This is a genomic window from Shigella sonnei (assembly GCF_002950395.1).
GTDB lineage: Bacteria > Pseudomonadota > Gammaproteobacteria > Enterobacterales > Enterobacteriaceae > ECMA0423.
In genome coordinates this window covers 812278-835007 of record NZ_CP026802.1, presented here as the reverse complement: position 1 = coordinate 835007, position 22730 = coordinate 812278, and the positions used below count along the sequence as shown (strand labels likewise).

The following is a 22730-nucleotide window of genomic DNA, read 5'->3' as shown; positions in this document are numbered from 1 at the left end:
TGCTGCCAACTTACTGATTTAGTGTATGATGGTGTTTTTGAGGTGCTCCAGTGGCTTCTGTTTCTATCAGCTGTCCCTCCTGTTCAGCTACTGACGGGGTGGTGCGTAACGGCAAAAGCACTGCCGGACATCAGCGCTATCTCTGCTCTCACTGCCGTAAAACATGGCAACTGCAGTTCACTTACACCGCTTCTCAACCCGGTACGCACCAGAAAATCATTGATATGGCCATGAATGGCGTTGGATGCCGGGCAACTGCACGCATTATGGGCGTTGGCCTCAACACGATTTTACGTCACTTAAAAAACTCAGGCCGCAGTCGGTAACCTCGCGCATACAGCCGGGCAGTGACGTCATCGTCTGCGCGGAAATGGACGAACAGTGGGGCTATGTCGGGGCTAAATCGCGCCAGCGCTGGCTGTTTTACGCGTATGACAGTCTCCGGAAGACGGTTGTTGCGCACGTATTCGGTGAACGCACTATGGCGACGCTGGGGCGTCTTATGAGCCTGCTGTCACCCTTTGACGTGGTGATATGGATGACGGATGGCTGGCCGCTGTATGAATCCCGCCTGAAGGGAAAGCTGCACGTAATCAGCAAGCGATATACGCAGCGAATTGAGCGGCATAACCTGAATCTGAGGCAGCACCTGGCACGGCTGGGACGGAAGTCGCTGTCGTTCTCAAAATCGGTGGAGCTGCATGACAAAGTCATCGGGCATTATCTGAACATAAAACACTATCAATAAGTTGGAGTCATTACCGATAAAGACCTGCTTCTGGGTAATTCGCAATATAAGATTCATATCCACAGGGAAATAATATTATCTGATTATTATCAACAGTTAGACTATGCGTCTCCCAATTGATAACTTTTTTTCCCTGACGGATACGACATGAAGCTGGCATAAGAGGCTTAACCCTGTGAATCTCATGATGTTTATGCATCCGTATTTCTTCAATCTTTAGGTTAGTCCTATCTTTTGCCAGCATACTCTTATCCTACTTTACCTCATAAACGGGTATTATCTCAGCGGTTGCAATTTTATTGGCATTAAGCATATAACCAACTAACGCTCCGCTGGAATTAGAATCCACAGGAATCTTATCAGTTTTTAGAGCCCATATTTTAAACTGGTAATGATGGGGTTTATCTCCTTTGGGAGGACATGCTCCACCAAATCCCGCATAGCCAAAATCATTTCGGCCTTGGACAGCACCAGTCGGAAGTTTTGTACCATCACGTCTTCCTGCATCAGCGGGCAAATATGTTACCGTTGCTGGAATATTAGCAACAGTCCAGTGCCACCATCCGCTGCCTGTAGGCGCATCTGGATCATACACAGTTACGGCAAAGCTTTTGGTGCCTTCTGGAGCACCAGACCAGGTTAATGAGGGCGATGTATTACCCCCTCACACCCAACTCCAGAAAATACATGAGACGTTGTAAGTTGCTCTCCTGTTTTTATTTCATTACTAGTGACCTGAAATGCTGCGGCCTGCGCAGAAAATGTTATGAATGCCAATACACTTGAAACGATAAGTTTTTTCATAAAAACCTCTTTGTTGTGACCTATCGTTATTTTATTTGATGTGCATTGATCTCATTATGCAAAAAGGCGCAATGATCGCGCAAATGCAATCATAATTATAAAGTTGCCCCGAACATTAGCCATAATATGCACAAATCAGATTCCTGTTATCTCAAGGATGATTATTTTTTAATGCGGTGCGCTTCGTGACAACAAGTTAATGACTAACACACCGGCACAAATCAACATCATGCCTATGATGGCTGGCAGGTCCAGTCGTTGGCCAAAAAATCCCCAGGAAAGCAAACTAATCAGAACGATACCGACTCCTGACCAGATAGCATAAGCAATCCCTGTAGGTATATAAGCCAGTGTCTGAGCTAATAACCAAAATGATGCACAATAGCAAATAATTGTGCCAACAGAGGGCCATAACCGTGTAAACCCCTCTGAAAACTTCATTAAGGTTGTACCAATGACCTCTGCAAGTATTGCGCCACCAAGATAAATATAAGGGTTCATAGCATATTCTTTCCTGTTCATACTGGAGAGAATTGTACTACAGTTTGAACACAACTCACCGTTTTCATCCTGGTGTATGTGTATCCAGGGGGCTCTGGCGTGGCAAGAGATAAAGGCAGGAACAATAATGATCAGAAGGAACCCCAGGCTAACAAAAGAGTTCACTCTTCCTATGAGCAAAGCGAAGACAAAACATGTTATCGCGTTTACGGATCGTGGATGGCAGAAAACTTTCAGGATCAGGTATCCATTTTAAACCAGAAATTGAGTGAGTTTGCCCCATCCATGCCCCACGCGGTGAGATCGGATGTAATTAACAACAGGTTACAAAACCTACACCTGCATGGACATCACTTCCTGATAAGCCGCCACCAGCTTATTACGCACCTGAATCCCCATTTGCATAGAAACTGAGGCTTTTTGCATATCGGTCATCACATCGTTTAACGCCACGCCGGGTTCACCGAGAGTGAATTTTTCTGCCTGCGTGCGGGCGGCTGTTTGTGTATCGCTTATGCGATCGAGCGCGGCGTGCAGCTGCCCGGCAAAACTAATGGTCGGTTGTGGCAGTGATTCCTGCGCACGCGCACTCATCGCCGTAGCCTGTAACTGGCTGATAACCCCTTCAATCCCCTGTATCGCTGACATTTTCATCTCCCGGATAATTTCTGGTAGCAAAGCTTACCAGTAAGTCAATAAGACAAAGGCGCTAAATAGCAACAAAAAAAACGGGTTTATTGGCGGATAGAAAAAAACGAAAGCACAAATAATGGCAGCGTCAATTTTTCGAGTTTGCTGACCCGGGAGTGAGTCTTGTTCCACTTTGCCAATAACGCCGTCCATAATCAGCCACGAGGTGCGCGATGAATGCGACTGCAGCCCAGACAAAATCTCTTGAGTGGCTTAATCGCCTGCGTGCGAATCCGAAAATTCCATTGATTGTTGCCGGTTCCGCGGCAGTGGCGGTCATGGTCGCACTGATCCTGTGGGCGAAAGCCCCCGACTACCGCACATTATTCAGCAATCTTTCCGATCAGGATGGTGGCGCAATTGTCAGCCAACTGACGCAAATGAATATTCCTTACTGCTTCAGCGAAGCCAGCGGCGCTATTGAAGTTCCGGCAGATAAAGTTCACGAACTGCGTCTGCGCCTGGCACAACAAGGTTTGCCCAAAGGCGGCGCGGTCGGTTTCGAACTGCTTGATCAGGAAAAGTTTGGTATCAGCCAGTTCAGCGAACAGGTGAATTATCAGCGGGCGCTGGAAGGCGAGCTTTCTCGTACCATCGAAACTATCGGCCCGGTAAAAGGGGCGCGCGTACATCTGGCAATGCCGAAACCGTCTTTATTCGTCCGTGAACAAAAATCCCCTTCTGCATCGGTGACGGTAAATCTGTTACCCGGCCGCGCACTCGATGAAGGGCAAATTAGCGCCATTGTGCACCTGGTTTCCAGCGCCGTTGCTGGTCTGCCGCCGGGAAACGTCACGCTGGTGGATCAGGGCGGACATCTGTTAACCCAGTCCAATACCAGCGGGCGCGATCTTAATGACGCTCAGTTGAAATATGCCAGCGATGTCGAAGGCCGTATTCAGCGGCGTATTGAAGCAATCCTGTCGCCTATTGTTGGTAACGGTAATATTCACGCCCAGGTCACGGCGCAACTGGACTTCGCCAGTAAAGAACAAACGGAAGAACAGTATCGCCCTAACGGTGATGAATCTCATGCGGCGCTTCGTTCACGCCAGCTTAATGAGAGCGAGCAAAGCGGTTCCGGTTATCCGGGCGGCGTACCGGGGGCGTTGTCGAATCAACCGGCACCTGCGAATAACGCGCCAATCAGCACGCCTCCGGCAAATCAAAATAACCGCCAGCAGCAGGCGAGCACCACCAGCAATAGCGGGCCGCGTAGCACACAGCGGAATGAAACCAGTAACTACGAAGTCGATCGCACCATTCGTCATACCAAAATGAACGTGGGCGATGTGCAACGTCTGTCAGTCGCGGTAGTGGTGAATTACAAAACCTTGCCAGACGGTAAACCATTGCCTCTCAGCAACGAACAGATGAAGCAAATTGAAGATCTGACCCGCGAGGCGATGGGCTTTTCTGAAAAACGCGGTGACTCGCTCAATGTCGTTAACTCGCCGTTCAATAGCAGTGACGAAAGCGGCGGAGAACTGCCGTTCTGGCAACAGCAAGCGTTTATCGATCAGTTGCTGGCTGCCGGTCGCTGGTTGCTGGTACTGCTGGTGGCGTGGCTGCTGTGGCGGAAAGCGGTACGCCCGCAGTTAACACGTCGCGCCGAGGCGATGAAAGCTGTACAGCAACAGGCGCAGGCCCGTGAGGAAGTGGAAGATGCGGTGGAAGTCCGCCTGAGCAAAGACGAACAACTCCAACAACGACGCGCTAACCAACGTCTGGGGGCAGAAGTCATGAGCCAGCGTATCCGTGAAATGTCTGATAACGATCCGCGCGTGGTGGCGCTGGTCATTCGCCAGTGGATAAATAACGATCATGAGTAACCTGACAGGCACCGATAAAAGCGTCATCCTGCTGATGACCATTGGCGAAGACCGGGCGGCAGAGGTGTTCAAGCACCTCTCCCAGCGCGAAGTGCAAACCCTGAGCGCTGCAATGGCGAACGTCACGCAGATCTCCAACAAGCAGCTAACCTATGTGCTGGCGGAGTTTGAGCAAGAAGCTGAACAGTTTGCCGCACTGAATATCAACGCCAACGATTATCTGCGTTCGGTATTGGTCAAAGCTCTGGGTGAGGAACGTGCCGCCAGCCTGCTGGAAGATATTCTCGAAACTCGCGATACCGCCAGCGGTATTGAAACGCTCAACTTTATGGAGCCGCAGAGTGCCGCCGATCTGATTCGCGATGAGCATCCGCAAATTATCGCCACCATTCTGGTGCATCTGAAGCGCGCGCAGGCCGCCGATATTCTGGCGTTGTTCGATGAACGTCTGCGCCACGACGTGATGTTGCGTATCGCCACCTTTGGCGGCGTGCAGCCAGCCGCGCTGGCGGAACTGACCGAAGTACTGAATGGCTTGCTCGACGGTCAGAATCTCAAGCGCAGCAAAATGGGCGGCGTGAGAACGGCAGCCGAAATTATCAACCTGATGAAAACTCAGCAGGAAGAAGCCGTTATTACCGCCGTGCGCGAATTCGACGGCGAGCTGGCGCAAAAAATTATCGACGAGATGTTCCTGTTCGAAAATCTGGTGGATGTCGACGATCGCAGCATTCAGCGTCTGTTGCAGGAAGTGGATTCCGAATCGCTGTTGATCGCGCTGAAAGGGGCCGAGCAGCCACTGCGCGAGAAATTCCTGCGCAATATGTCGCAGCGTGCCGCCGATATTCTGCGCGACGATCTCGCCAACCGTGGTCCGGTGCGTCTGTCGCAGGTGGAAAACGAACAGAAAGCGATTCTGCTGATTGTGCGCCGCCTTGCCGAAACTGGCGAGATGGTAATTGGCAGCGGCGAGGATACCTATGTCTGATAATCTGCCGTGGAAAACCTGGACGCCGGACGATCTCGCGCCACCACAGGCAGAGTTTGTGCCCATGGTCGAGCCGGAAGAAACCATCATTGAAGAGGCCGAACCTAGCCTTGAGCAGCAACTGGCGCAACTGCAAATGCAGGCCCATGAGCAAGGTTATCAGGCGGGGATTGCCGAAGGTCGCCAGCAAGGTCATGAGCAGGGCTATCAGGAAGGACTGGCCCAGGGGCTGGAGCAAGGTCTGGCAGAGGCGAAGTCTCAACAAGCGCCAATTCATGCCCGGATGCAGCAACTGGTCAGCGAATTTCAAACTACCCTTGATGCGCTTGATAGTGTGATTGCTTCGCGCCTGATGCAGATGGCGCTGGAGGCGGCACGTCAGGTGATCGGTCAGACGCCAACAGTGGATAACTCGGCACTGATCAAACAGATCCAACAGTTGTTGCAGCAAGAACCGTTATTCAGCGGTAAACCACAGCTGCGCGTGCACCCGGATGATCTGCAACGTGTGGATGATATGCTCGGCGCAACCTTAAGTTTGCATGGCTGGCGCTTGCGGGGCGATCCCACACTCCATCCTGGCGGCTGTAAAGTCTCCGCCGATGAAGGCGATCTCGACGCCAGTGTCGCCACTCGCTGGCAAGAACTCTGCCGTCTGGCAGCACCAGGAGTGGTGTAATGACCACGCGCCTGACTCGCTGGCTAACCACGCTGGATAACTTTGAAGCCAAAATGGCGCAGTTGCCTGCGGTACGTCGCTATGGGCGATTAACCCGCGCTACCGGGCTGGTGCTGGAAGCCACCGGATTACAATTGCCGCTCGGCGCAACCTGTGTCATTGAACGCCAGAACGGCAGCGAAACGCACGAAGTAGAAAGCGAAGTCGTTGGCTTTAACGGTCAACGGCTGTTTTTAATGCCGCTGGAGGAAGTGGAAGGTGTCCTGCCCGGCGCGCGGGTTTATGCCAAAAACATTTCGGCTGAAGGACTGCAAAGCGGCAAGCAGTTGCCGCTCGGTCCGGCGTTATTAGGTCGCGTTCTGGACGGCAGCGGTAAGCCGCTCGATGGCCTGCCCTCCCCCGATACGACGGAAACCGGTGCGCTGATTACCCCGCCATTTAACCCGTTGCAACGTACACCGATTGAACATGTGCTGGACACCGGCGTGCGCCCAATCAATGCCCTGCTTACCGTTGGGCGTGGGCAGCGTATGGGGCTGTTTGCCGGGTCCGGCGTTGGTAAAAGTGTGCTGCTGGGGATGATGGCACGTTACACCCGCGCCGATGTCATTGTCGTGGGTTTGATTGGTGAACGTGGGCGCGAAGTAAAAGATTTTATTGAGAATATCCTCGGTGCTGAAGGGCGTGCACGCTCCGTGGTGATTGCCGCTCCGGCGGATGTCTCTCCGCTTCTGCGAATGCAAGGTGCCGCCTATGCCACGCGCATTGCCGAAGATTTTCGCGATCGTGGTCAGCATGTGTTGCTGATTATGGACTCCCTCACCCGCTACGCGATGGCCCAGCGTGAAATTGCGCTGGCGATTGGCGAACCACCCGCCACCAAAGGTTATCCACCGTCGGTGTTTGCCAAATTACCGGCACTGGTCGAGCGTGCCGGAAATGGCATTAGCGGCGGCGGCTCGATTACCGCGTTTTATACCGTGCTTACTGAAGGCGATGACCAGCAGGACCCCATTGCAGACTCCGCACGGGCGATCCTCGACGGTCACATTGTGCTGTCTCGCCGACTGGCGGAAGCCGGGCACTATCCGGCTATCGATATTGAAGCGTCGATCAGCCGCGCAATGACGGCGTTGATCAGTGAGCAACATTACGCGCGAGTGCGCACCTTCAAACAGCTGTTGTCGAGTTTTCAGCGTAACCGCGATCTGGTTAGCGTCGGCGCGTATGCCAAAGGCAGCGATCCGATGCTCGATAAAGCCATCGCCCTGTGGCCGCAGCTGGAGGGCTATTTACAACAAGGCATTTTTGAACGTGCGGACTGGGAAGCGTCTCTCCAGGGGCTGGAGCGTATTTTCCCGACAGTGTCATAACCCAGGAGATAACGGTAGATGGCAGAACATGGTGCGCTGGCGACCCTGAAAGATCTGGCAGAAAAAGAGGTAGAGGATGCCGCGCGCCTGCTGGGTGAAATGCGTCGCGGGTGTCAGCAGGCGGAAGAACAGCTCAAAATGCTGATCGATTATCAGAATGAATATCGCAATAACCTCAACAGCGATATGAGTGCCGGGATGACCAGCAACCGCTGGATCAACTATCAGCAGTTTATCCAGACGCTGGAAAAAGCCATTACTCAGCATCGCCAGCAACTTAATCAGTGGACGCAGAAAGTTGACATTGCCCTGAACAGCTGGCGAGAAAAGAAACAACGTTTGCAGGCCTGGCAGACACTGCAGGAACGGCAATCCACGGCGGCACTGCTTGCAGAAAACCGCCTCGATCAGAAAAAGATGGATGAGTTCGCCCAGCGCGCCGCCATGAGGAAACCTGAATGATTCGCTTAGCGCCCTTGATTACCGCCGACGTTGACACCACCACATTGCCTGGCGGCAAAGCCAGCGATGCTGCACAAGATTTTCTCGCGTTGTTGAGCGAAGCATTAGCAAGCGAGACAACTACCGACAAAGCGGCCCCCCAGGTGCTGGTGGCAACAGATAAGCCCACGACAAAAGGCGAGCTGCTGATCAGCGATATTGTTTCCGACGCGCAACAAGCGGATTTACTGATCCCTGTGGATGAAACACTGCCTGTCATCAACGTCGAACAATCCACATCGACACCGTTAACCACCGCTCATACGATGACGTTGGCTGCGGTGGCTGACAAAAATACGACAAAAGACGAAAAAGCGGATGATCTGAATGAAGACCTCACCGCAAGCCTGAGCGCCCTTTTTGCGATGTTGCCGGGTTTTGACAATACGCCCAAAGTGACTGATGCGCCGTCAACCGTGTTACCGGCAGAGAAACCAACGCTCTTCACAAAACTGACTTCTGCGCAACTCACAACAGCACAGCCTGATGATGCCCCCGGCACGCCAGCTCAGCCATTAACACCGCTGGTAGCAGAAGCCCAGAGTAAAGCGGAAGTCATCAGCACACCTTCACCGGTGACCGCTGCCGCCAGCCCGCTAATCACTCCACACCAGACACAGCCACTGCTCACCGTCGCCGCGCCTGTCTTGAGTGCACCGCTGGGTTCTCACGAATGGCAACAATCATTAAGCCAGCATATTTCGCTGTTCACCCGCCAGGGACAACAAAGTGCAGAGTTGCGTCTGCACCCGCAGGATTTAGGTGAAGTGCAAATCTCCCTCAAAGTGGATGATAACCAGGCGCAAATCCAGATGGTTTCGCCGCATCAGCACGTACGCGCCGCCCTGGAAGCAGCGCTGCCGGTACTGCGTACGCAGCTGGCCGAGAGTGGCATTCAGTTAGGGCAAAGCAACATCAGTGGCGAAAGCTTTAGTGGTCAGCAGCAGGCCGCTTCCCAACAACAGCAAAGCCAACGCACAGTAAACCATGAACCTCTGGCGGGGGAAGAAGACGATACGCTTCCGGTTCCCGTCTCTTTACAAGGGCGCGTAACAGGCAACAGCGGCGTTGATATTTTCGCCTAACGTCAGAGGTAGCACCGTAATCCGCGTCTTTTCCCCGCTTTGTTGCGCTCAAGACGCAGGATAATTAGCCGATAAGCAGTAGCGACACAGGAAGACCGCAACACATGACTGATTACGCGATAAGCAAGAAAAGCAAGCGATCGCTTTGGCTCCCGATTCTGGTATTCATTACCCTCGCGGCCTGTGCCAGCGCAGGTTACAGCTACTGGCATTCGCATCAGGTTGCCGCTGAAGACAAAGCGCAGCATCGCGTCGTGCCCTCACCGGTCTTCTATGCGCTGGATACCTTTACGGTCAATTTGGGCGATGCGGATCGCGTGCTTTATATCGGTATAACCCTGCGACTCAAAGATGAAGCTACCCGCTCGCGGCTGAGTGAGTATTTGCCGGAAGTCCGTAGCCGTTTGCTGTTACTGTTTTCGCGTCAGGATGCTGCCGTACTGGCGACAGAAGAAGGCAAGAAAAACCTGATTGCCGAGATTAAAACCACGCTTTCCACCCCGCTTGTTGCCGGGCAACCGAAACAGGATGTCACCGACGTGATGTATACCGCTTTTATTCTGCGATAACGACATGGGCGATAGTATTCTTTCTCAAGCTGAAATTGATGCGCTGTTGAATGGTGACAGCGAAGTCAAAGACGAACCGACAGCCAGTGTTAGCGGCGAAAGTGACATTCGTCCGTACGATCCGAATACCCAACGACGGGTTGTGCGCGAACGTTTGCAGGCGCTGGAAATCATTAATGAGCGCTTTGCCCGCCATTTTCGTATGGGGCTGTTCAACCTGCTGCGTCGTAGCCCGGATATAACCGTCGGGGCCATCCGCATTCAGCCGTACCATGAATTTGCCCGCAACCTGCCGGTGCCGACCAACCTGAACCTTATCCATCTGAAACCGCTGCGCGGCACAGGGCTGGTGGTGTTTTCACCGAGTCTGGTGTTTATCGCCGTGGATAACCTGTTTGGCGGCAATGGACGCTTCCCGACCAAAGTGGAAGGTCGCGAGTTTACCCATACCGAACAGCGCGTCATCAACCGCATGTTAAAGCTGGCGCTTGAAGGCTATAGCGACGCCTGGAAGGCGATTAATCCGCTGGAAGTTGAGTACGTGCGTTCGGAAATGCAGGTGAAATTTACCAATATCACCACCTCGCCGAACGACATTGTGGTTAACACGCCGTTCCATGTGGAGATTGGCAACCTGACCGGCGAATTTAATATCTGTCTGCCATTCAGCATGATCGAGCCGCTACGGGAATTGTTGGTTAACCCGCCGCTGGAAAACTCGCGTAATGAAGATCAGAACTGGCGCGATAACCTGGTGCGCCAGGTGCAGCATTCACAGCTGGAGCTGGTCGCCAACTTTGCCGATATCTCGCTACGCCTGTCGCAGATTTTAAAACTGAAACCCGGCGACGTCCTGCCGATAGAAAAACCCGATGGCATCATCGCCCATGTTGACGGCGTCCCGGTGCTGACCAGTCAGTACGGCACTCTCAACGGTCAGTATGCGTTACGGATAGAACATTTGATTAACCCGATTTTAAATTCTCTGAACGAGGAACAGCCCAAATGAGTGACATAAATAATCCGGCCGATGACAACAACGGCGCAATGGACGATCTGTGGGCTGAAGCGTTGAGCGAACAAAAATCAACCAGCAGCAAAAGCGCTGCCGACGCGGTGTTCCAGCAATTTGGCGGTGGTGATGTCAGCGGAACGTTGCAGGATATCGACCTGATAATGGATATTCCGGTCAAGCTGACCGTCGAGCTGGGCCGTACGCGGATGACCATCAAAGAGCTGTTGCGTCTGACGCAAGGGTCCGTCGTGGCGCTGGACGGTCTGGCGGGCGAACCACTGGATATTCTGATCAACGGTTATTTAATCGCCCAGGGCGAAGTGGTGGTCGTTGCCGATAAATATGGCGTGCGGATCACCGATATCATTACTCCGTCTGAGCGAATGCGTCGCCTGAGCCGTTAGTGATGAATAACCACGCTACTGTGCAATCTTCCACGCCGGTTTCTGCTGCGCCACTGCTGCAGGTCAGCGGCGCACTCATCGCCATTATTGCCCTGATCCTCGCTGCTGCCTGGCTGGTAAAACGGTTGGGATTTGCCCCGAAACGCACTGGCGTTAACGGTCTGAAAATTAGCGCCAGTGCTTCGCTGGGCGCGCGTGAACGGGTTGTGGTGGTCGATGTGGAAGATGCACGGCTGGTGCTCGGCGTTACCGCAGGGCAAATCAATCTGCTGCATAAACTTCCCCCTTCAGCACCAACAGAAGAGATACCGCAGACCGATTTTCAGTCGGTCATGAAAAATTTGCTTAAGCGTAGTGGGAGATCCTGATGCGTCGTTTGTTGTCTGTCGCACCTGTCCTTCTCTGGCTGGTTACGCCCCTCGCCTTCGCGCAACTGCCGGGTATCACCAGCCAGCCGCTGCCTGGCGGTGGACAAAGCTGGTCGCTCCCGGTGCAGACGCTGGTGTTCATCACCTCGTTGACGTTTATTCCGGCAATTTTACTGATGATGACCAGTTTCACCCGCATCATCATTGTTTTTGGTTTATTGCGTAACGCGCTGGGAACGCCCTCCGCGCCACCTAACCAGGTATTGCTGGGGCTGGCACTATTTTTGACCTTTTTTATTATGTCATCGGTGATCGACAAAATTTATGTCGATGCGTACCAGCCATTCAGCGAAGAGAAAATATCAATGCAGGAGGCGCTGGAAAAAGGGGCGCAGCCGCTACGTGAGTTTATGCTGCGTCAGACCCGTGAGGCAGATTTAGGGTTGTTTGCCAGACTAGCGAATACCGGCCCGTTGCAGGGACCTGAAGCCGTGCCGATGCGCATTTTGCTCCCGGCCTACGTGACCAGCGAATTGAAAACCGCATTTCAGATAGGCTTCACGATTTTCATTCCTTTTTTGATTATCGACCTGGTGATTGCCAGCGTGTTGATGGCATTGGGGATGATGATGGTCCCCCCCGCCACCATTGCTCTGCCCTTTAAACTGATGCTGTTTGTACTGGTGGATGGCTGGCAATTGCTGGTCGGTTCGCTGGCGCAGAGCTTTTACAGCTAGAGAGGCAAAATGACACCTGAATCGGTCATGATGATGGGGACTGAAGCGATGAAAGTCGCGCTGGCACTGGCTGCCCCGCTGTTGCTGGTGGCGCTGGTCACGGGCCTTATCATCAGTATTTTGCAGGCCGCCACGCAGATCAACGAAATGACGCTGTCGTTTATTCCAAAAATCATCGCCGTATTTATTGCCATTATTATTGCCGGACCGTGGATGCTCAATCTGTTGCTGGATTACGTCCGCACCTTGTTCACTAACCTGCCGTATATCATCGGGTAGGCCGTACAATGATGCAGGTGACAAGCGATCAATGGCTTTCCTGGTTAAGCCTGTACTTCTGGCCGTTACTGCGCGTGCTGGCGCTCATTTCTACCGCACCAATTCTGAGCGAACGCAGCGTGCCGAAACGGGTAAAACTGGGGCTGGCAATGATGATCACGTTCGTCATTGCCCCATCATTACCTGCCAACGATGTTCCTGTTTTTTCGTTCTTTGCTCTGTGGCTGGCCGTGCAGCAGATCCTGATCGGCATTGCGCTTGGTTTTACCATGCAATTTGCCTTTGCCGCTGTGCGAACCGCTGGCGAAATTATCGGTCTGCAAATGGGGCTGTCATTTGCGACGTTTGTCGATCCGGCCAGCCATCTCAATATGCCCGTTTTAGCGCGTATCATGGATATGCTGGCGTTACTGCTGTTCCTGACATTTAACGGTCATTTATGGTTGATTTCACTGCTGGTCGATACCTTTCACACCCTGCCAATTGGTGGCGAACCGTTGAACAGCAATGCGTTTCTGGCACTCACCAAAGCGGGGAGTTTGATTTTCCTTAACGGGCTGATGCTGGCGTTACCGCTCATTACTCTGCTGCTGACCCTGAATCTGGCATTAGGTTTACTGAATCGTATGGCCCCGCAATTATCCATTTTTGTTATTGGATTTCCATTAACTCTGACTGTCGGTATCTCTTTAATGGCGGCATTAATGCCGTTAATTGCACCTTTTTGCGAACATTTATTCAGTGAGATGTTTAATTTGCTGGCTGATATTATTAGTGAATTGCCATTAATATAATTCCGTAACGTTTATCATGTTATCCTAAGGATTATCCGAAAAATAATACCTACGAACATCTTCCAGGATACTCCTGCGGCGAAATATTTGTTTTAAGCTCACTCACATATCGCAACATTTACTTTAAGACAATTCCAGGCAAATTATACAACACTTTACGGGATAGTAAGTCCGCCTGAAAAATCGCGAGAGTGGCGCATTAGGTGACCCATGTTGTTCCGTTTAGTCATGATGAAATATTCAGGTAAGGGGAATTATCGTTACGCATTGAGTGAGGGTATGCCATGTCAACGATTATTATGGATTTATGTAGTTACACCCGACTAGGTTTAACCGGGTATCTGTTGAGTAGAGGGGTTAAAAAAAGAGAAATCAACGACATTGAAACCGTTGATGACCTTGCCATAGCTTGTGATTCACAGCGCCCTTCAGTGGTGTTTATTAATGAGGACTGTTTCATCCATGATGCTTCTAACAGTCAGCACATCAAGCACATCATTAATCAACATCCCAATACGTTATTTATCGTTTTTATGGCAATTGCCAATGTTCATTTTGATGAATATCTATTGGTCAGAAAAAATTTATTGATAAGTTCTAAATCGATTAAACCGGAATCTCTCGACGATATCCTTGGCGATATTCTGAAAAAAGAGACAACGATAACCTCTTTTTTAAATATGCCGACGTTATCATTGAGCCGAACCGAATCGAGTATGTTGCGAATGTGGATGGCAGGTCAGGGAACCATTCAAATCTCTGACCAAATGAATATCAAAGCCAAGACCGTTTCATCGCATAAAGGTAATATTAAACGTAAGATCAAAACACATAATAAACAGGTTATCTACCATGTCGTCCGACTGACGGATAATGTGACTAATGGTATTTTTGTCAACATGCGCTAACACATTCTGACTGGTGGTTTCCCACCAGTCAGGCTGAATAAGATTACTCTGCTTTCTCCACAAAGATACCGTCCTGATGCCCTGCTTCATTAAAGAACCAGATGCCGAGCGGGTAGTCTTCCAGCGAAACCAGGTACATTGTGCCTTCACTAAACTCCTCAACTGCCAGTACCACGCCAGGACGACGCGGACCGCCATCCGTTTTGACTGTTACCCGATCATTCACCTTCATCGTTTTCCTCCTGTGGCTTTGTGCCAGTGTAGAACAATTTCGTTTTTCTGGCAGCTCCAGGCGCGCGCGAGTGCTGATTTTCTCGACGGTCTATACTTAAGAGATGCCAGGCGGACTTAACGACTGGCGGCAACAACAGAGTAACGGTTGCGAGGAAAGATGATGAAAACCGCAAAAGAGTACAGCGATACCGCAAAACGTGAGGTCAGCGTCGATGTCGATGCCCTGCTGGCGGCGATCAATGAAATTAGCGAAAGCGAAGTTCATCGCAGCCAGAACGATTCTGAACACGTTAGCGTCGATGGACGTGAATATCATACATGGCGTGAATTGGCGGATGCCTTCGAACTGGATATTCATGACTTCAGCGTCTCTGAAGTGAATCGTTGAATGCACAATAAAAAAATCCCGACCCTGAGGGGGTCGGGATGAAACTTGCTTAAGCAAGAAGCACTTAAAAAATTCGTTACACCAGGAAATCTGATGTGTTCATCACCTTATCCGCAATTTTTTTCGCTGACAAGAAAATATTCGCGATATGAATAATTAACGCTACTTATGAATAGAAATGTGACGTGCGTCACCCCTTGGTGGCTCTGGCGTCAACGGGATCGCTCCCGAAAAAATCATCTTTGATTATTTGTGCTGTTTTGAGAATCATCCTGGTAAGGGGAGAACTGCACGACCATGTTTTCAATTCAACAACCACTACTGGTTTTTAGCGATCTTGATGGCACCCTGCTGGACAGTCATAGTTATGACTGGCAACCGACTGCCCTCTGGCTCAGCCGTTTACGCGAAGCGAATGTTCCCGTCATTCTCTGTAGCAGTAAAACTTCAGCGGAAATGCTGTACTTGCAAAAAACGTTGGGGCTACAAGGGTTACCACTGATTGCCGAAAATGGCGCAGTGATCCAGCTTGCTGAACAATGGCAGGATATAGACGGTTTTCCACGCATCATCTCAGGTATTAGCCATGGCGAAATCAGCCAGGTTTTAAATACGCTACGCGAGAAAGAACATTTTAAATTCACGACTTTCGATGATGTCGACGATGCAACCATCGCCGAATGGACGGGATTAAGCCGTAGCCAGGCGGCGCTGACGCAGCTGCATGAGGCGTCGGTAACGCTAATCTGGCGCGACAGTGACGAGCGTATGGCACAATTTACCGCTCGTCTGAACGAACTGGGCTTACAGTTTATGCAGGGTGCGCGCTTCTGGCACGTCCTGGATGCCTCTGCCGGAAAAGATCAGGCCGCCAACTGGATTATCGCGACCTATCAACAATTATCAGGCAAACGCCCAACCACACTTGGCCTGGGCGATGGGCCAAACGATGCGCCCTTACTGGAGGTAATGGATTACGCGGTGATTGTGAAAGGGCTAAACCGTGAAGGGGTGCATCTGCATGATGAGGATCCGACCCGCGTCTGGCGAACGCAGCGTGAAGGACCGGAAGGCTGGCGTGAAGGGCTGGACCATTTTTTCTCCGCTCGTTAAGCGTTATCGCTCGCGCATACCCGATTACGCCCGGCCTGTTTAGCGAGATAAAGCCGACGGTCAGCCAGTGACTGGAGTTGTTCAAAATCATAATCACCGGTTTCCTCGCTGCTACTTACCCCCAACGAGGCACTGATGCGTATCGTCGTACTCTTAGCAATCAACATCTCTTTTTCATTTAACTTCAGGCGAATACGTTCTGCGACTTCCGCAGCCTCCGTCAGACTCGCGCCTGGCAGAATCACACAAAACTCCTCACCACCGACCCGCCCGGCAACGTCCTGCGCACGCAAGGAACTGCTAATTAATCCGGCAGCATGAGAAAGAACACGGTCGCCCGCCTGATGACCAAAGCGGTCATTAATCGCTTTAAAATGGTCAAGGTCGACCTGAATGACAGAAAAAGGATGTTGGTGCGTCTGACACAATTTCGCGAGCGGACGGGCTTTTTCAAACAGTGCGCCACGATTATATAAACGGGTTAAGGTGTCGTGCCACGCCTGCCACTGCAACGAGCTTTGCAGAACATACATGTTGCTAACCATCCGGCGAATCACATACCAGGAGATGAGTAACATGGTGGTAAAGAGCGCCCACAGCAGGGTTAATGCAATGCTGATACTGCCGAAATCGCCGCGCACGCCTTCGCTTAGCGTATGGACGCGCACCAGCACACCGTCGAAATGGTCCAGACGTTCCCAGCTAACATAGCGACTGTCCATACGAATGCCGCCCCGCGTGTCATGTTCCATCGCCTGCGCCAGCAAGGCCAGTTCACGAGGATCAAAAATATTCCCTGTTGGATGGTCAGGATTGGAAGAGGTCAAAAATCTCAGCTTACTGTCATAGAGCTGATACTCACCATCGAGGTTTTTATCGATGGCGTTTCTTAAAAATTGCTGCATGGTACGCACGGGAATACTCATCCCCAGCACGCCATACCAGTAGTTATTACTGTCTACCGGAACACTGACGGTAACCTGCGGTTCAGTATTGCTGGCGTGTTCCGGTTGCGAAGTAAACCAGCGTACCGCGCGGTGACGATTTTCTCGTTGCGAATGGCCGATAAACCAGGGTTGGGTGACATAGCCGTAATAACGCGTTGGTACATTGCGCGTAAACAAGGTCGGCTGCGTCGAAACGTAAAATCCGGCACGCGAGACATACATCGCCTGTTCAACCATCGACGAGGTGTTGTGCGCCAGTCGCAGCAAGTAACCAACTTCCAGTGCAGCGGTAATTTCATTGTCGAGGCTTTCATTTTCGCGAGACAGGAGATTCCCCTCGCTGACTAATGCATCCGATACGCCATTGACTGACAGGGTGCGTCGTCGGTTGAGTTCAATTTGCCAGGCGTGCTCGTCGCGATGCTGTTCGAACTCGGTTACAGCATTACGCAGTGAAGTGAAATCCAGTGGCGCTACGAGAGCTTCGCGCATGCCATTACGCAAAAAGATCAGTTTGTCGACGTTATACTGCAAATGCTTATCGAGCGCGTTGGCTACGTTTTCCAGATGATTACGCTGGCTGGAGATATAGGCATCTTCCAGCACTACCACTTCACGCCAGGTCAGCAAGGTGGAAAAAAGCAATACCACGATAAAGCAGAGATTAACGACATGACCAGGCCCCAGGCGGCGTGCGAGTTTTTTCAACCAGCTCTGGTTTTCCATTTTTGTCTCGTGCTGCACCCTGACGACTCCCAACCTGCTTTTTTATGATTCTGGCATAACCTGGCGATAGCGTACCGCAAAACAGCGATAATTTTATAATGGTGGCATGATAAGACGCGACTATCATTCATTGCAGGCATTGGCACACCAGGCCGGAAGTGATCCGGCCTGGTGTTAATGATACCCTTTCAAACTTCTTCCGCAGAACGACTCCCCTCCCCCGGAACAAGCTCGGTTTCATGAAAAGCTTCCCGCTTGACCCCGTAACCGTCATACCAACGACACTCAACCATACCGCTGGAGTATCCAGTGACAATCATCCGCGGGCCGCCCTCTTTAACCGTAACTTCCTCACTAACCATAAAGCTCATACTCGCCTCCTTTTTTCGAGTGAAACTTGTTCACCTTAGTTGAAGATGGCGAATTTTGCATAATAGCCTGTACGAGTATTAATGTGCCTGACCGCGCATTTTCGCTACGGCTTTCACTCCCAGCACCACGATGCCGCCGATGATAAATCCAAGAATCAGATTTAAAACAGTCGGTAATATCATCGCCACCACTGCACTTTGCTGCCCGGCGAAATGTTCAATGGCGTGATGCAGCGGCGCAATACCATGTACCACAATACCGCCGCCGACGAGGAACATCGCCAGCGTGCCGACAATCGATAACGCCTTCATCAACCAGGGCGCAATGATCAATAACCCTTTACCTAATGCCTGCATCAGCGCGCTGGATTTTTCCGCCAGCCAATACCCCAGGTCATCAATCTTAACGATAACCCCTACCAGACCGTAGACGCCCACGGTCACTACCAGCGCGATGCCTGAAAGCACCAGCACCTGATTAAGCAACGGCGCTTCGGCCACAATCCCCAGCGTGATGGCGACGATTTCGGCAGACAATATAAAATCGGTACGAATCGCCCCTTTTATTTTGTCCTTTTCAAACTTCAGCGGATCCTGCGCCGCCAGCTTCTCCAGACGCTGCTGGCTCTGCGCCGGATCTTCTTTATGTTTACGCGCCTCCAGCATATGCAGCACTTTCTCTACTCCTTCAAAGCAGAGAAACGCGCCACCAATCATCAACAGAGGCGTAATCGCCCACGGGATAAACGCACTGATGATCAGCGCCAGCGGCACCAGAATCACTTTATTAATCAGCGATCCTTTCGCCACGCCCCAGACCACGGGAAGTTCCCGGTTGGCCCGCACGCCTGAAACTTGTTGCGCATTGAGCGATAAGTCATCCCCTAATACACCGGCGGTTTTCTTCGCCGCCAGTTTGCCCATCACGGAGATATCGTCCAGTAGTGTGGCGATATCATCGAGCAACGTCAGTAAACTACTCCCGGCCAAAAGCATTCCCTCTCATTTTTATTGTTGAAGGGTGTAAGTATGAAGCAAAAACGGCAGCTCTGATACTTGCTTCACAGGTCAACATTTTTTTTACAATCAAGTGCAATTATATCTCTCGCCAGCAGAATGATTTTCACGTTTACTATGAACCACCTTTTTATTTCCACCGTGAGGGATTATGCGTTTCCGCCAGTTGTTACCGCTTTTTGGCGCGCTGTTTGCGTTGTATATCATTTGGGGCTCAACCTATTTTGTCATTCGGATTGGCGTGGAAAGCTGGCCTCCGTTAATGATGGCAGGCGTTCGATTCCTGGCAGCCGGTATTTTATTGATGGCATTTTTGCTACTGCGCGGACACAAGCTCCCCCCGCTACGTCCGCTGCTCAATGCCGCGCTGATTGGCCTGTTATTGCTGGCTGTCGGTAATGGCATGGTGACGGTTGCCGAGCATCAAAATGTTCCTTCCGGCATCGCCGCCGTTGTGGTTGCAACCGTGCCCCTCTTTACCCTGGTGCTTCAGCCGCCTGTTTGGCATTAAAACGCGCAAACTGGAATGGGTGGGTATCGCCATTGGGCTTGCCGGAATCATCATGCTCAATAGCGGTGGAAATTTAAGCGGCAATCCGTGGGGCGCGATTCTGATTTTAATCGGCTCGATTAGCTGGGCGTTTGGCTCGGTTTATGGCTCGCGCATTACCTTACCTGTAGGGATGATGGCGGGTGCGATTGAGATGCTGGCGGCAGGCGTGGTGTTAATGATCGCGTCGATGATTGCAGGTGAAAAACTGACGGCGCTCCCTTCCCTTTCAGGCTTCCTTGCGGTCGGCTATCTGGCGCTGTTTGGTTCGATTATCGCCATCAACGCTTATATGTATTTAATCCGTAATGTCAGTCCGGCTCTCGCCACCAGCTACGCCTACGTTAACCCGGTGGTCGCGGTCTTGCTGGGTACGGGACTGGGCGGAGAGACGCTGTCGAAGATTGAATGGCTGGCGCTCGGCGTAATTGTCTTCGCGGTGGTACTGGTCACGTTGGGAAAATATCTCTTCCCGGCAAAACCCGTAGTTGCGCCAGTTATTCAGGACGCATCAAGCGAGTAAATGAATCCCCTGCGTGTCGATCTGCGCGCTGGCACCTTCGCCGCAGATCCACTCTTCCAGACGCTCGGTAAGCGCTTCATCCGTCAGCTTCTCGCGCCCACGTAATGCACACTCCCAGACAATCAGTACGCGCCAGCCGAGTTCCTGCAAACGACTGATATCGCGGCGATCGCGTTCAACATTTTTACCTATCTTCTCCAGCCAGAACTCGGTTCGAGTCGCAGGCACTTTAAACAGATAGCAGTGATGATGATGCCAGAAGCAGCCATGGGTAAATATCACGCAGCGATATTCATCAACGACAAAATCCGGGCTTCCGGGCAGACTGGCGTCCTGAACGCGAAACGCCAGGCCCTGCCCGGTTAACAGACTGGCGAGGCGCTTCTCAATCGCCGTATCACGCGTGGCAATCGCGCGCATATTTTTGCTGCGAGTGGCCTTATCGTGAACGTCGGCCATGTTGTGCCTCTTGCTGACGCAACGCCACCGCCTGTTTGATTTTTGGCTCAAGCAGTTTTGCCACCGCGGCAAAGACCGGCACGACCACCGAGTTACCGAACTGGCGATAGGCCTGAGTGTCCGAAACCGGAATGCGGAATTTCGCTTCTCCCGGCGCTTCAAAACCCATTAAGCGCGCGCATTCCCGAGGCGTTAACCGACGTGGACGATGTTGCTGATTCAGCGGATCGTCAAAATCTTTCTCACCCGTGGCCATATCCCAGCCGCGATCGATTAAAATTTCCGCGCCATCTTTGTAATAACGCGCAGACAGCGTACGCGTGACGCTTTGCGGATTGTTCGGATAAACCATTCCATAACCGAAGCCGTTACCGCGCGCCTGATGTTTTTTCGCATATCGATAGAGGTACTTCCACAGCACCGGCGTCAGGATATATTTCGCCTCGACCATCGGGTCCAACAGCTGCGCCAGCGTCACTCGCTGTGCAGGGAAACATTCGCTGATATCACGCAGAGTAAAATCGGCTTTCAGATTAAGATCGCGACGAAAACCCACCAGCACGATGCGTTCACGGTGCTGCGGCAGAAAATGTTTACCATCGATGATTTTCGGATCGTCCGGCCCGTTATCTTCTGCATCAGCCACGTCATAGCCCAGTTCGTCCAGCGTCTGCATGATGATGCGGAACGTTTTACCCTGGTCGTGACTTTTCAGGTTTTTGACGTTTTCGAGCACAAACATCGCCGGACGACGCGCGTCGATAATGCGTACCACATCAAAAAACAGCGTGCCCTGGGTATCGCAGGCAAAACCGTGCGCCCGCCCGAGCGAGTTCTTTTTCGATACGCCAGCCAGCGAAAATGGCTGACAAGGGAAACCGGCCAGTAAAACATCGTGTTCAGGAATGTGTTGACGAATATGTTCCGCCGCCGCCTCATCACTCACGCCTTCTTTATGGCTGAGGGTGATGTCGCGGATATCTTCATTAAAATGATGCGTCGCCGGATCGCAATAATGGTTGGCTTTATAAGTGCGTACCGCATGTTTGTTCCATTCGCTGGTAAACACGCATTGTCCGCCAATCGATTCAAAACCGCGACGGATGCCGCCAATTCCGGCAAATAGATCGATAAAGCGAAACGCATAATGCGGATGATGTGCCGATGGTTTGGGTAACAACGTTTGCAGATGGGCGAACTCTTTCTCACTTAAACGGTGCCATGCCGAGTCATTCGCCAGCGCACGTTTTAAAATTGCCGCGCTCCAGTGATTCTCACCCACACCATTAAGCTGCGCCACCAGCGTTTTAACATCATAAATTTGCAGCAGTTTCTCCAGCATTGCCTGTGCGGCATTCCCGGTGCTGTATGAATCGGTTACTGATATATTTTCCTGCATAGATTTAACCGGCCATCTGAGATGGCCGACAGGTTAACATAATTACAGCCATTTAGGGCCACGCGCTTATCCCGCGGGTGAAAACGCATCTATCACCTTGTGATCGACACCTTCATTCTCCCCCGCCAGTTCGGCACTGAGCTTCGCCATAAACTCGACTAAAAAATGCGCGTTGTGCTGCGCCAGCTGCTTGCCTCTTGCGGTTTGCATGGTTTGCGGTAGCTTCAGCAACTTAGTCTGGAAATGATCCAGCGCGTAGCGTTTATCATCAAGCGGGCGATGCTGTGCGAACGGATCTTCACCATCAAACAGCGCCACGCCCAATGCCCCTGAAACGGCAAACACGCGCGCCAGGCCAATCGCCCCCAGGGCTTCCAGCCGATCCGCATCCTGGACGATTTTAGCTTCCGTTGTTAAGGGGCGATTTGCGCGCTGAAACTGTGAGCGGCAATGGCATGACAAACGGCCTCGATTTTCTCCGCCGGAAATTGCTCGAACTCTTCACGGAGCAGGCGACGCGTCTCTTCTGCCGCCAGGATTGAAGAACGCTGCCTTTGCGGATGATTTTTCGCCAGGCTCACAATATCGTGAAAATAACAGGCGGTTAAAATCACCAGCATATCGACATCGTCATCTGCCGCCAGCTTCTGTGCCGCGTCCTGGTGCTGATGATGGTTTTTCAACCAGTTTTCGAACTGTGCCTGCCAGTGTTGTAAGTCCATACGCGC

Annotated in this window: 25 protein-coding genes and 4 pseudogenes; 18 read left to right on the top strand and 11 right to left on the bottom strand. The window is 51.8% G+C overall.

The genetic code is table 11. The annotated features are described in order from the left end of the window. Positions 1-50 precede the first annotated feature (50 nt). A protein-coding gene (locus tag C1P89_RS04335; protein WP_094096600.1) for an IS1-like element IS1A family transposase occupies positions 51-748 on the top strand; the annotation gives its coding sequence in 2 pieces (ribosomal slippage) (positions 51-300 and positions 300-748; 699 coding nt in all). A 16-nt stretch (positions 749-764) separates the two neighbouring features. On the opposite strand, the pseudogene C1P89_RS04330 reads toward C1P89_RS04335, so the two are convergent. From C1P89_RS04330 to fliE, 4 genes and pseudogenes are all read right to left on the bottom strand, one after another. Beyond that, positions 765-992, bottom strand: a pseudogene (locus C1P89_RS04330) (AraC family transcriptional regulator); the annotation flags it as partial. A 9-nt stretch (positions 993-1001) separates the two neighbouring features. After that, positions 1002-1552: pseudogene (locus C1P89_RS04325) on the bottom strand (kinase inhibitor). 168 nt (positions 1553-1720) lie between these two features. Further along, a complete protein-coding gene (gene emrE, locus C1P89_RS04320; protein ID WP_001070440.1) occupies positions 1721-2053 on the bottom strand; it encodes a multidrug efflux SMR transporter EmrE in 333 nt (110 codons plus the stop codon). 333 nt (positions 2054-2386) lie between these two features. Next, positions 2387-2701 (bottom strand): flagellar hook-basal body complex protein FliE, encoded by a 315-nt coding sequence (gene fliE, locus C1P89_RS04310; RefSeq protein ID WP_001274299.1) that lies wholly within the window; start codon positions 2699-2701, stop codon positions 2387-2389. A 215-nt stretch (positions 2702-2916) separates the two neighbouring features. Between fliE and fliF the strand changes: the two genes are divergently transcribed. The 14 genes from fliF (at position 2917) to rcsA (ending at position 14275) form a co-directional block, all read left to right on the top strand. Next, on the top strand, positions 2917-4575 hold the full coding sequence (fliF, locus tag C1P89_RS04305; RefSeq protein WP_000994401.1) for a flagellar basal-body MS-ring/collar protein FliF: 1659 nt from the start codon (positions 2917-2919) through the stop codon (positions 4573-4575). Next, the gene (gene fliG, locus C1P89_RS04300; RefSeq protein WP_000067962.1) at positions 4568-5563 is read left to right on the top strand and encodes a flagellar motor switch protein FliG; all 996 of its coding nucleotides are present in this window, start codon (positions 4568-4570) and stop codon (positions 5561-5563) included. The genes fliF and fliG overlap by 8 nt, the downstream gene beginning before the upstream one ends. Beyond that, positions 5556-6242, top strand: coding sequence for a flagellar assembly protein FliH (gene fliH, locus C1P89_RS04295; RefSeq protein WP_001282694.1), 687 nt, complete (start codon positions 5556-5558; stop codon positions 6240-6242). Before fliG ends, fliH begins: the two co-directional genes overlap by 8 nt. Beyond that, positions 6242-7615 carry a flagellar protein export ATPase FliI gene (fliI, locus tag C1P89_RS04290; RefSeq protein WP_000213294.1) on the top strand — a complete coding sequence of 458 codons (1374 nt, stop codon included), beginning with the start codon at positions 6242-6244 and terminating at the stop codon, positions 7613-7615. The genes fliH and fliI overlap by 1 nt, the downstream gene beginning before the upstream one ends. A gap of 18 nt (positions 7616-7633) precedes the next feature. Continuing rightward, on the top strand, positions 7634-8077 hold the full coding sequence (gene fliJ, locus C1P89_RS04285; RefSeq protein ID WP_000807584.1) for a flagellar export protein FliJ: 444 nt from the start codon (positions 7634-7636) through the stop codon (positions 8075-8077). After that, positions 8074-9201: a flagellar hook-length control protein FliK gene (locus tag C1P89_RS04280; protein ID WP_000620121.1), complete on the top strand. Its 1128-nt coding sequence runs from the start codon at positions 8074-8076 to the stop codon at positions 9199-9201. Before fliJ ends, C1P89_RS04280 begins: the two co-directional genes overlap by 4 nt. A 104-nt stretch (positions 9202-9305) precedes the next feature. Further along, complete coding sequence (gene fliL / locus C1P89_RS04275; protein WP_000133126.1) at positions 9306-9770, top strand: flagellar basal body-associated protein FliL; 465 nt, start codon at positions 9306-9308, stop codon at positions 9768-9770. A gap of 4 nt (positions 9771-9774) precedes the next feature. Continuing rightward, on the top strand, positions 9775-10779 hold the full coding sequence (gene fliM, locus C1P89_RS04270) for a flagellar motor switch protein FliM (protein WP_000502822.1): 1005 nt from the start codon (positions 9775-9777) through the stop codon (positions 10777-10779). Continuing rightward, a complete protein-coding gene (gene fliN, locus C1P89_RS04265) occupies positions 10776-11189 on the top strand; it encodes a flagellar motor switch protein FliN (RefSeq protein WP_001280216.1) in 414 nt (137 codons plus the stop codon). The genes fliM and fliN overlap by 4 nt, the downstream gene beginning before the upstream one ends. A gap of 2 nt (positions 11190-11191) precedes the next feature. After that, positions 11192-11557: a flagellar biosynthetic protein FliO gene (fliO, locus tag C1P89_RS04260; protein ID WP_001295640.1), complete on the top strand. Its 366-nt coding sequence runs from the start codon at positions 11192-11194 to the stop codon at positions 11555-11557. Continuing rightward, positions 11557-12294, top strand: a complete 738-nt coding sequence (gene fliP, locus C1P89_RS04255) for a flagellar type III secretion system pore protein FliP (protein ID WP_001253454.1) — start codon at positions 11557-11559, stop codon at positions 12292-12294. Before fliO ends, fliP begins: the two co-directional genes overlap by 1 nt. A 9-nt stretch (positions 12295-12303) precedes the next feature. After that, positions 12304-12573: a flagellar biosynthesis protein FliQ gene (gene fliQ / locus C1P89_RS04250; RefSeq protein WP_000187358.1), complete on the top strand. Its 270-nt coding sequence runs from the start codon at positions 12304-12306 to the stop codon at positions 12571-12573. Between the two features lie 8 nt (positions 12574-12581). Beyond that, positions 12582-13367 carry a flagellar biosynthetic protein FliR gene (fliR, locus tag C1P89_RS04245; protein WP_000983994.1) on the top strand — a complete coding sequence of 262 codons (786 nt, stop codon included), beginning with the start codon at positions 12582-12584 and terminating at the stop codon, positions 13365-13367. Positions 13368-13651: 284 nt separating this feature from the next. Beyond that, the gene (rcsA, locus tag C1P89_RS04240) at positions 13652-14275 is read left to right on the top strand and encodes a transcriptional regulator RcsA (RefSeq protein WP_000103987.1); all 624 of its coding nucleotides are present in this window, start codon (positions 13652-13654) and stop codon (positions 14273-14275) included. Between the two features lie 43 nt (positions 14276-14318). Here the strand turns inward: rcsA and dsrB are convergent, their stop codons facing one another. Further along, entirely contained in the window at positions 14319-14507 is a 189-nt protein-coding gene (dsrB, locus tag C1P89_RS04235) for a protein DsrB (protein ID WP_000867217.1), read from the bottom strand. Between the two features lie 162 nt (positions 14508-14669). Here dsrB and yodD point away from each other — a divergent pair, with 162 nt between their 5' ends. Together yodD and C1P89_RS04225 are read left to right on the top strand one after the other, a co-directional pair. Further along, on the top strand, positions 14670-14897 hold the full coding sequence (gene yodD / locus C1P89_RS04230) for a peroxide/acid resistance protein YodD (protein WP_000844800.1): 228 nt from the start codon (positions 14670-14672) through the stop codon (positions 14895-14897). Between the two features lie 297 nt (positions 14898-15194). Then, on the top strand, positions 15195-16010 hold the full coding sequence (locus C1P89_RS04225; RefSeq protein ID WP_000491524.1) for a mannosyl-3-phosphoglycerate phosphatase-related protein: 816 nt from the start codon (positions 15195-15197) through the stop codon (positions 16008-16010). Here C1P89_RS04225 and dgcQ read toward each other — a convergent pair. The 3 genes from dgcQ to C1P89_RS04210 form a co-directional block, all read right to left on the bottom strand. Next, the gene (gene dgcQ / locus C1P89_RS04220; protein ID WP_001515472.1) at positions 16007-17701 is read right to left on the bottom strand and encodes a cellulose biosynthesis regulator diguanylate cyclase DgcQ; all 1695 of its coding nucleotides are present in this window, start codon (positions 17699-17701) and stop codon (positions 16007-16009) included. The genes C1P89_RS04225 and dgcQ overlap by 4 nt on opposite strands. A 170-nt stretch (positions 17702-17871) precedes the next feature. Next, positions 17872-18054, bottom strand: coding sequence for a YodC family protein (locus tag C1P89_RS04215; protein ID WP_000009307.1), 183 nt, complete (start codon positions 18052-18054; stop codon positions 17872-17874). Positions 18055-18132: 78 nt separating this feature from the next. After that, entirely contained in the window at positions 18133-19050 is a 918-nt protein-coding gene (locus C1P89_RS04210) for a DUF808 domain-containing protein (protein ID WP_000922683.1), read from the bottom strand. Positions 19051-19222: 172 nt separating this feature from the next. On the opposite strand from C1P89_RS04210, the pseudogene yedA reads away from it, so the two are divergent. Beyond that, positions 19223-20144, top strand: a pseudogene (gene yedA / locus C1P89_RS04205) (drug/metabolite exporter YedA). Here the strand turns inward: yedA and vsr are convergent. From vsr to C1P89_RS04190, 3 genes and pseudogenes are all read right to left on the bottom strand, one after another. Next, positions 20133-20603 carry a VSPR family DNA mismatch endonuclease gene (gene vsr / locus C1P89_RS04200; RefSeq protein ID WP_000786008.1) on the bottom strand — a complete coding sequence of 157 codons (471 nt, stop codon included), beginning with the start codon at positions 20601-20603 and terminating at the stop codon, positions 20133-20135. The pseudogene yedA and the gene vsr sit on opposite strands and share 12 nt — an antisense overlap. Continuing rightward, positions 20584-22002 (bottom strand): DNA-cytosine methyltransferase, encoded by a 1419-nt coding sequence (dcm, locus tag C1P89_RS04195; protein ID WP_001157273.1) that lies wholly within the window; start codon positions 22000-22002, stop codon positions 20584-20586. The genes vsr and dcm overlap by 20 nt, the downstream gene beginning before the upstream one ends. Before the next feature lie 66 nt (positions 22003-22068). Further along, positions 22069-22724 (bottom strand): annotated as a pseudogene (locus C1P89_RS04190) (phosphohydrolase). Positions 22725-22730 lie beyond the last annotated feature (6 nt).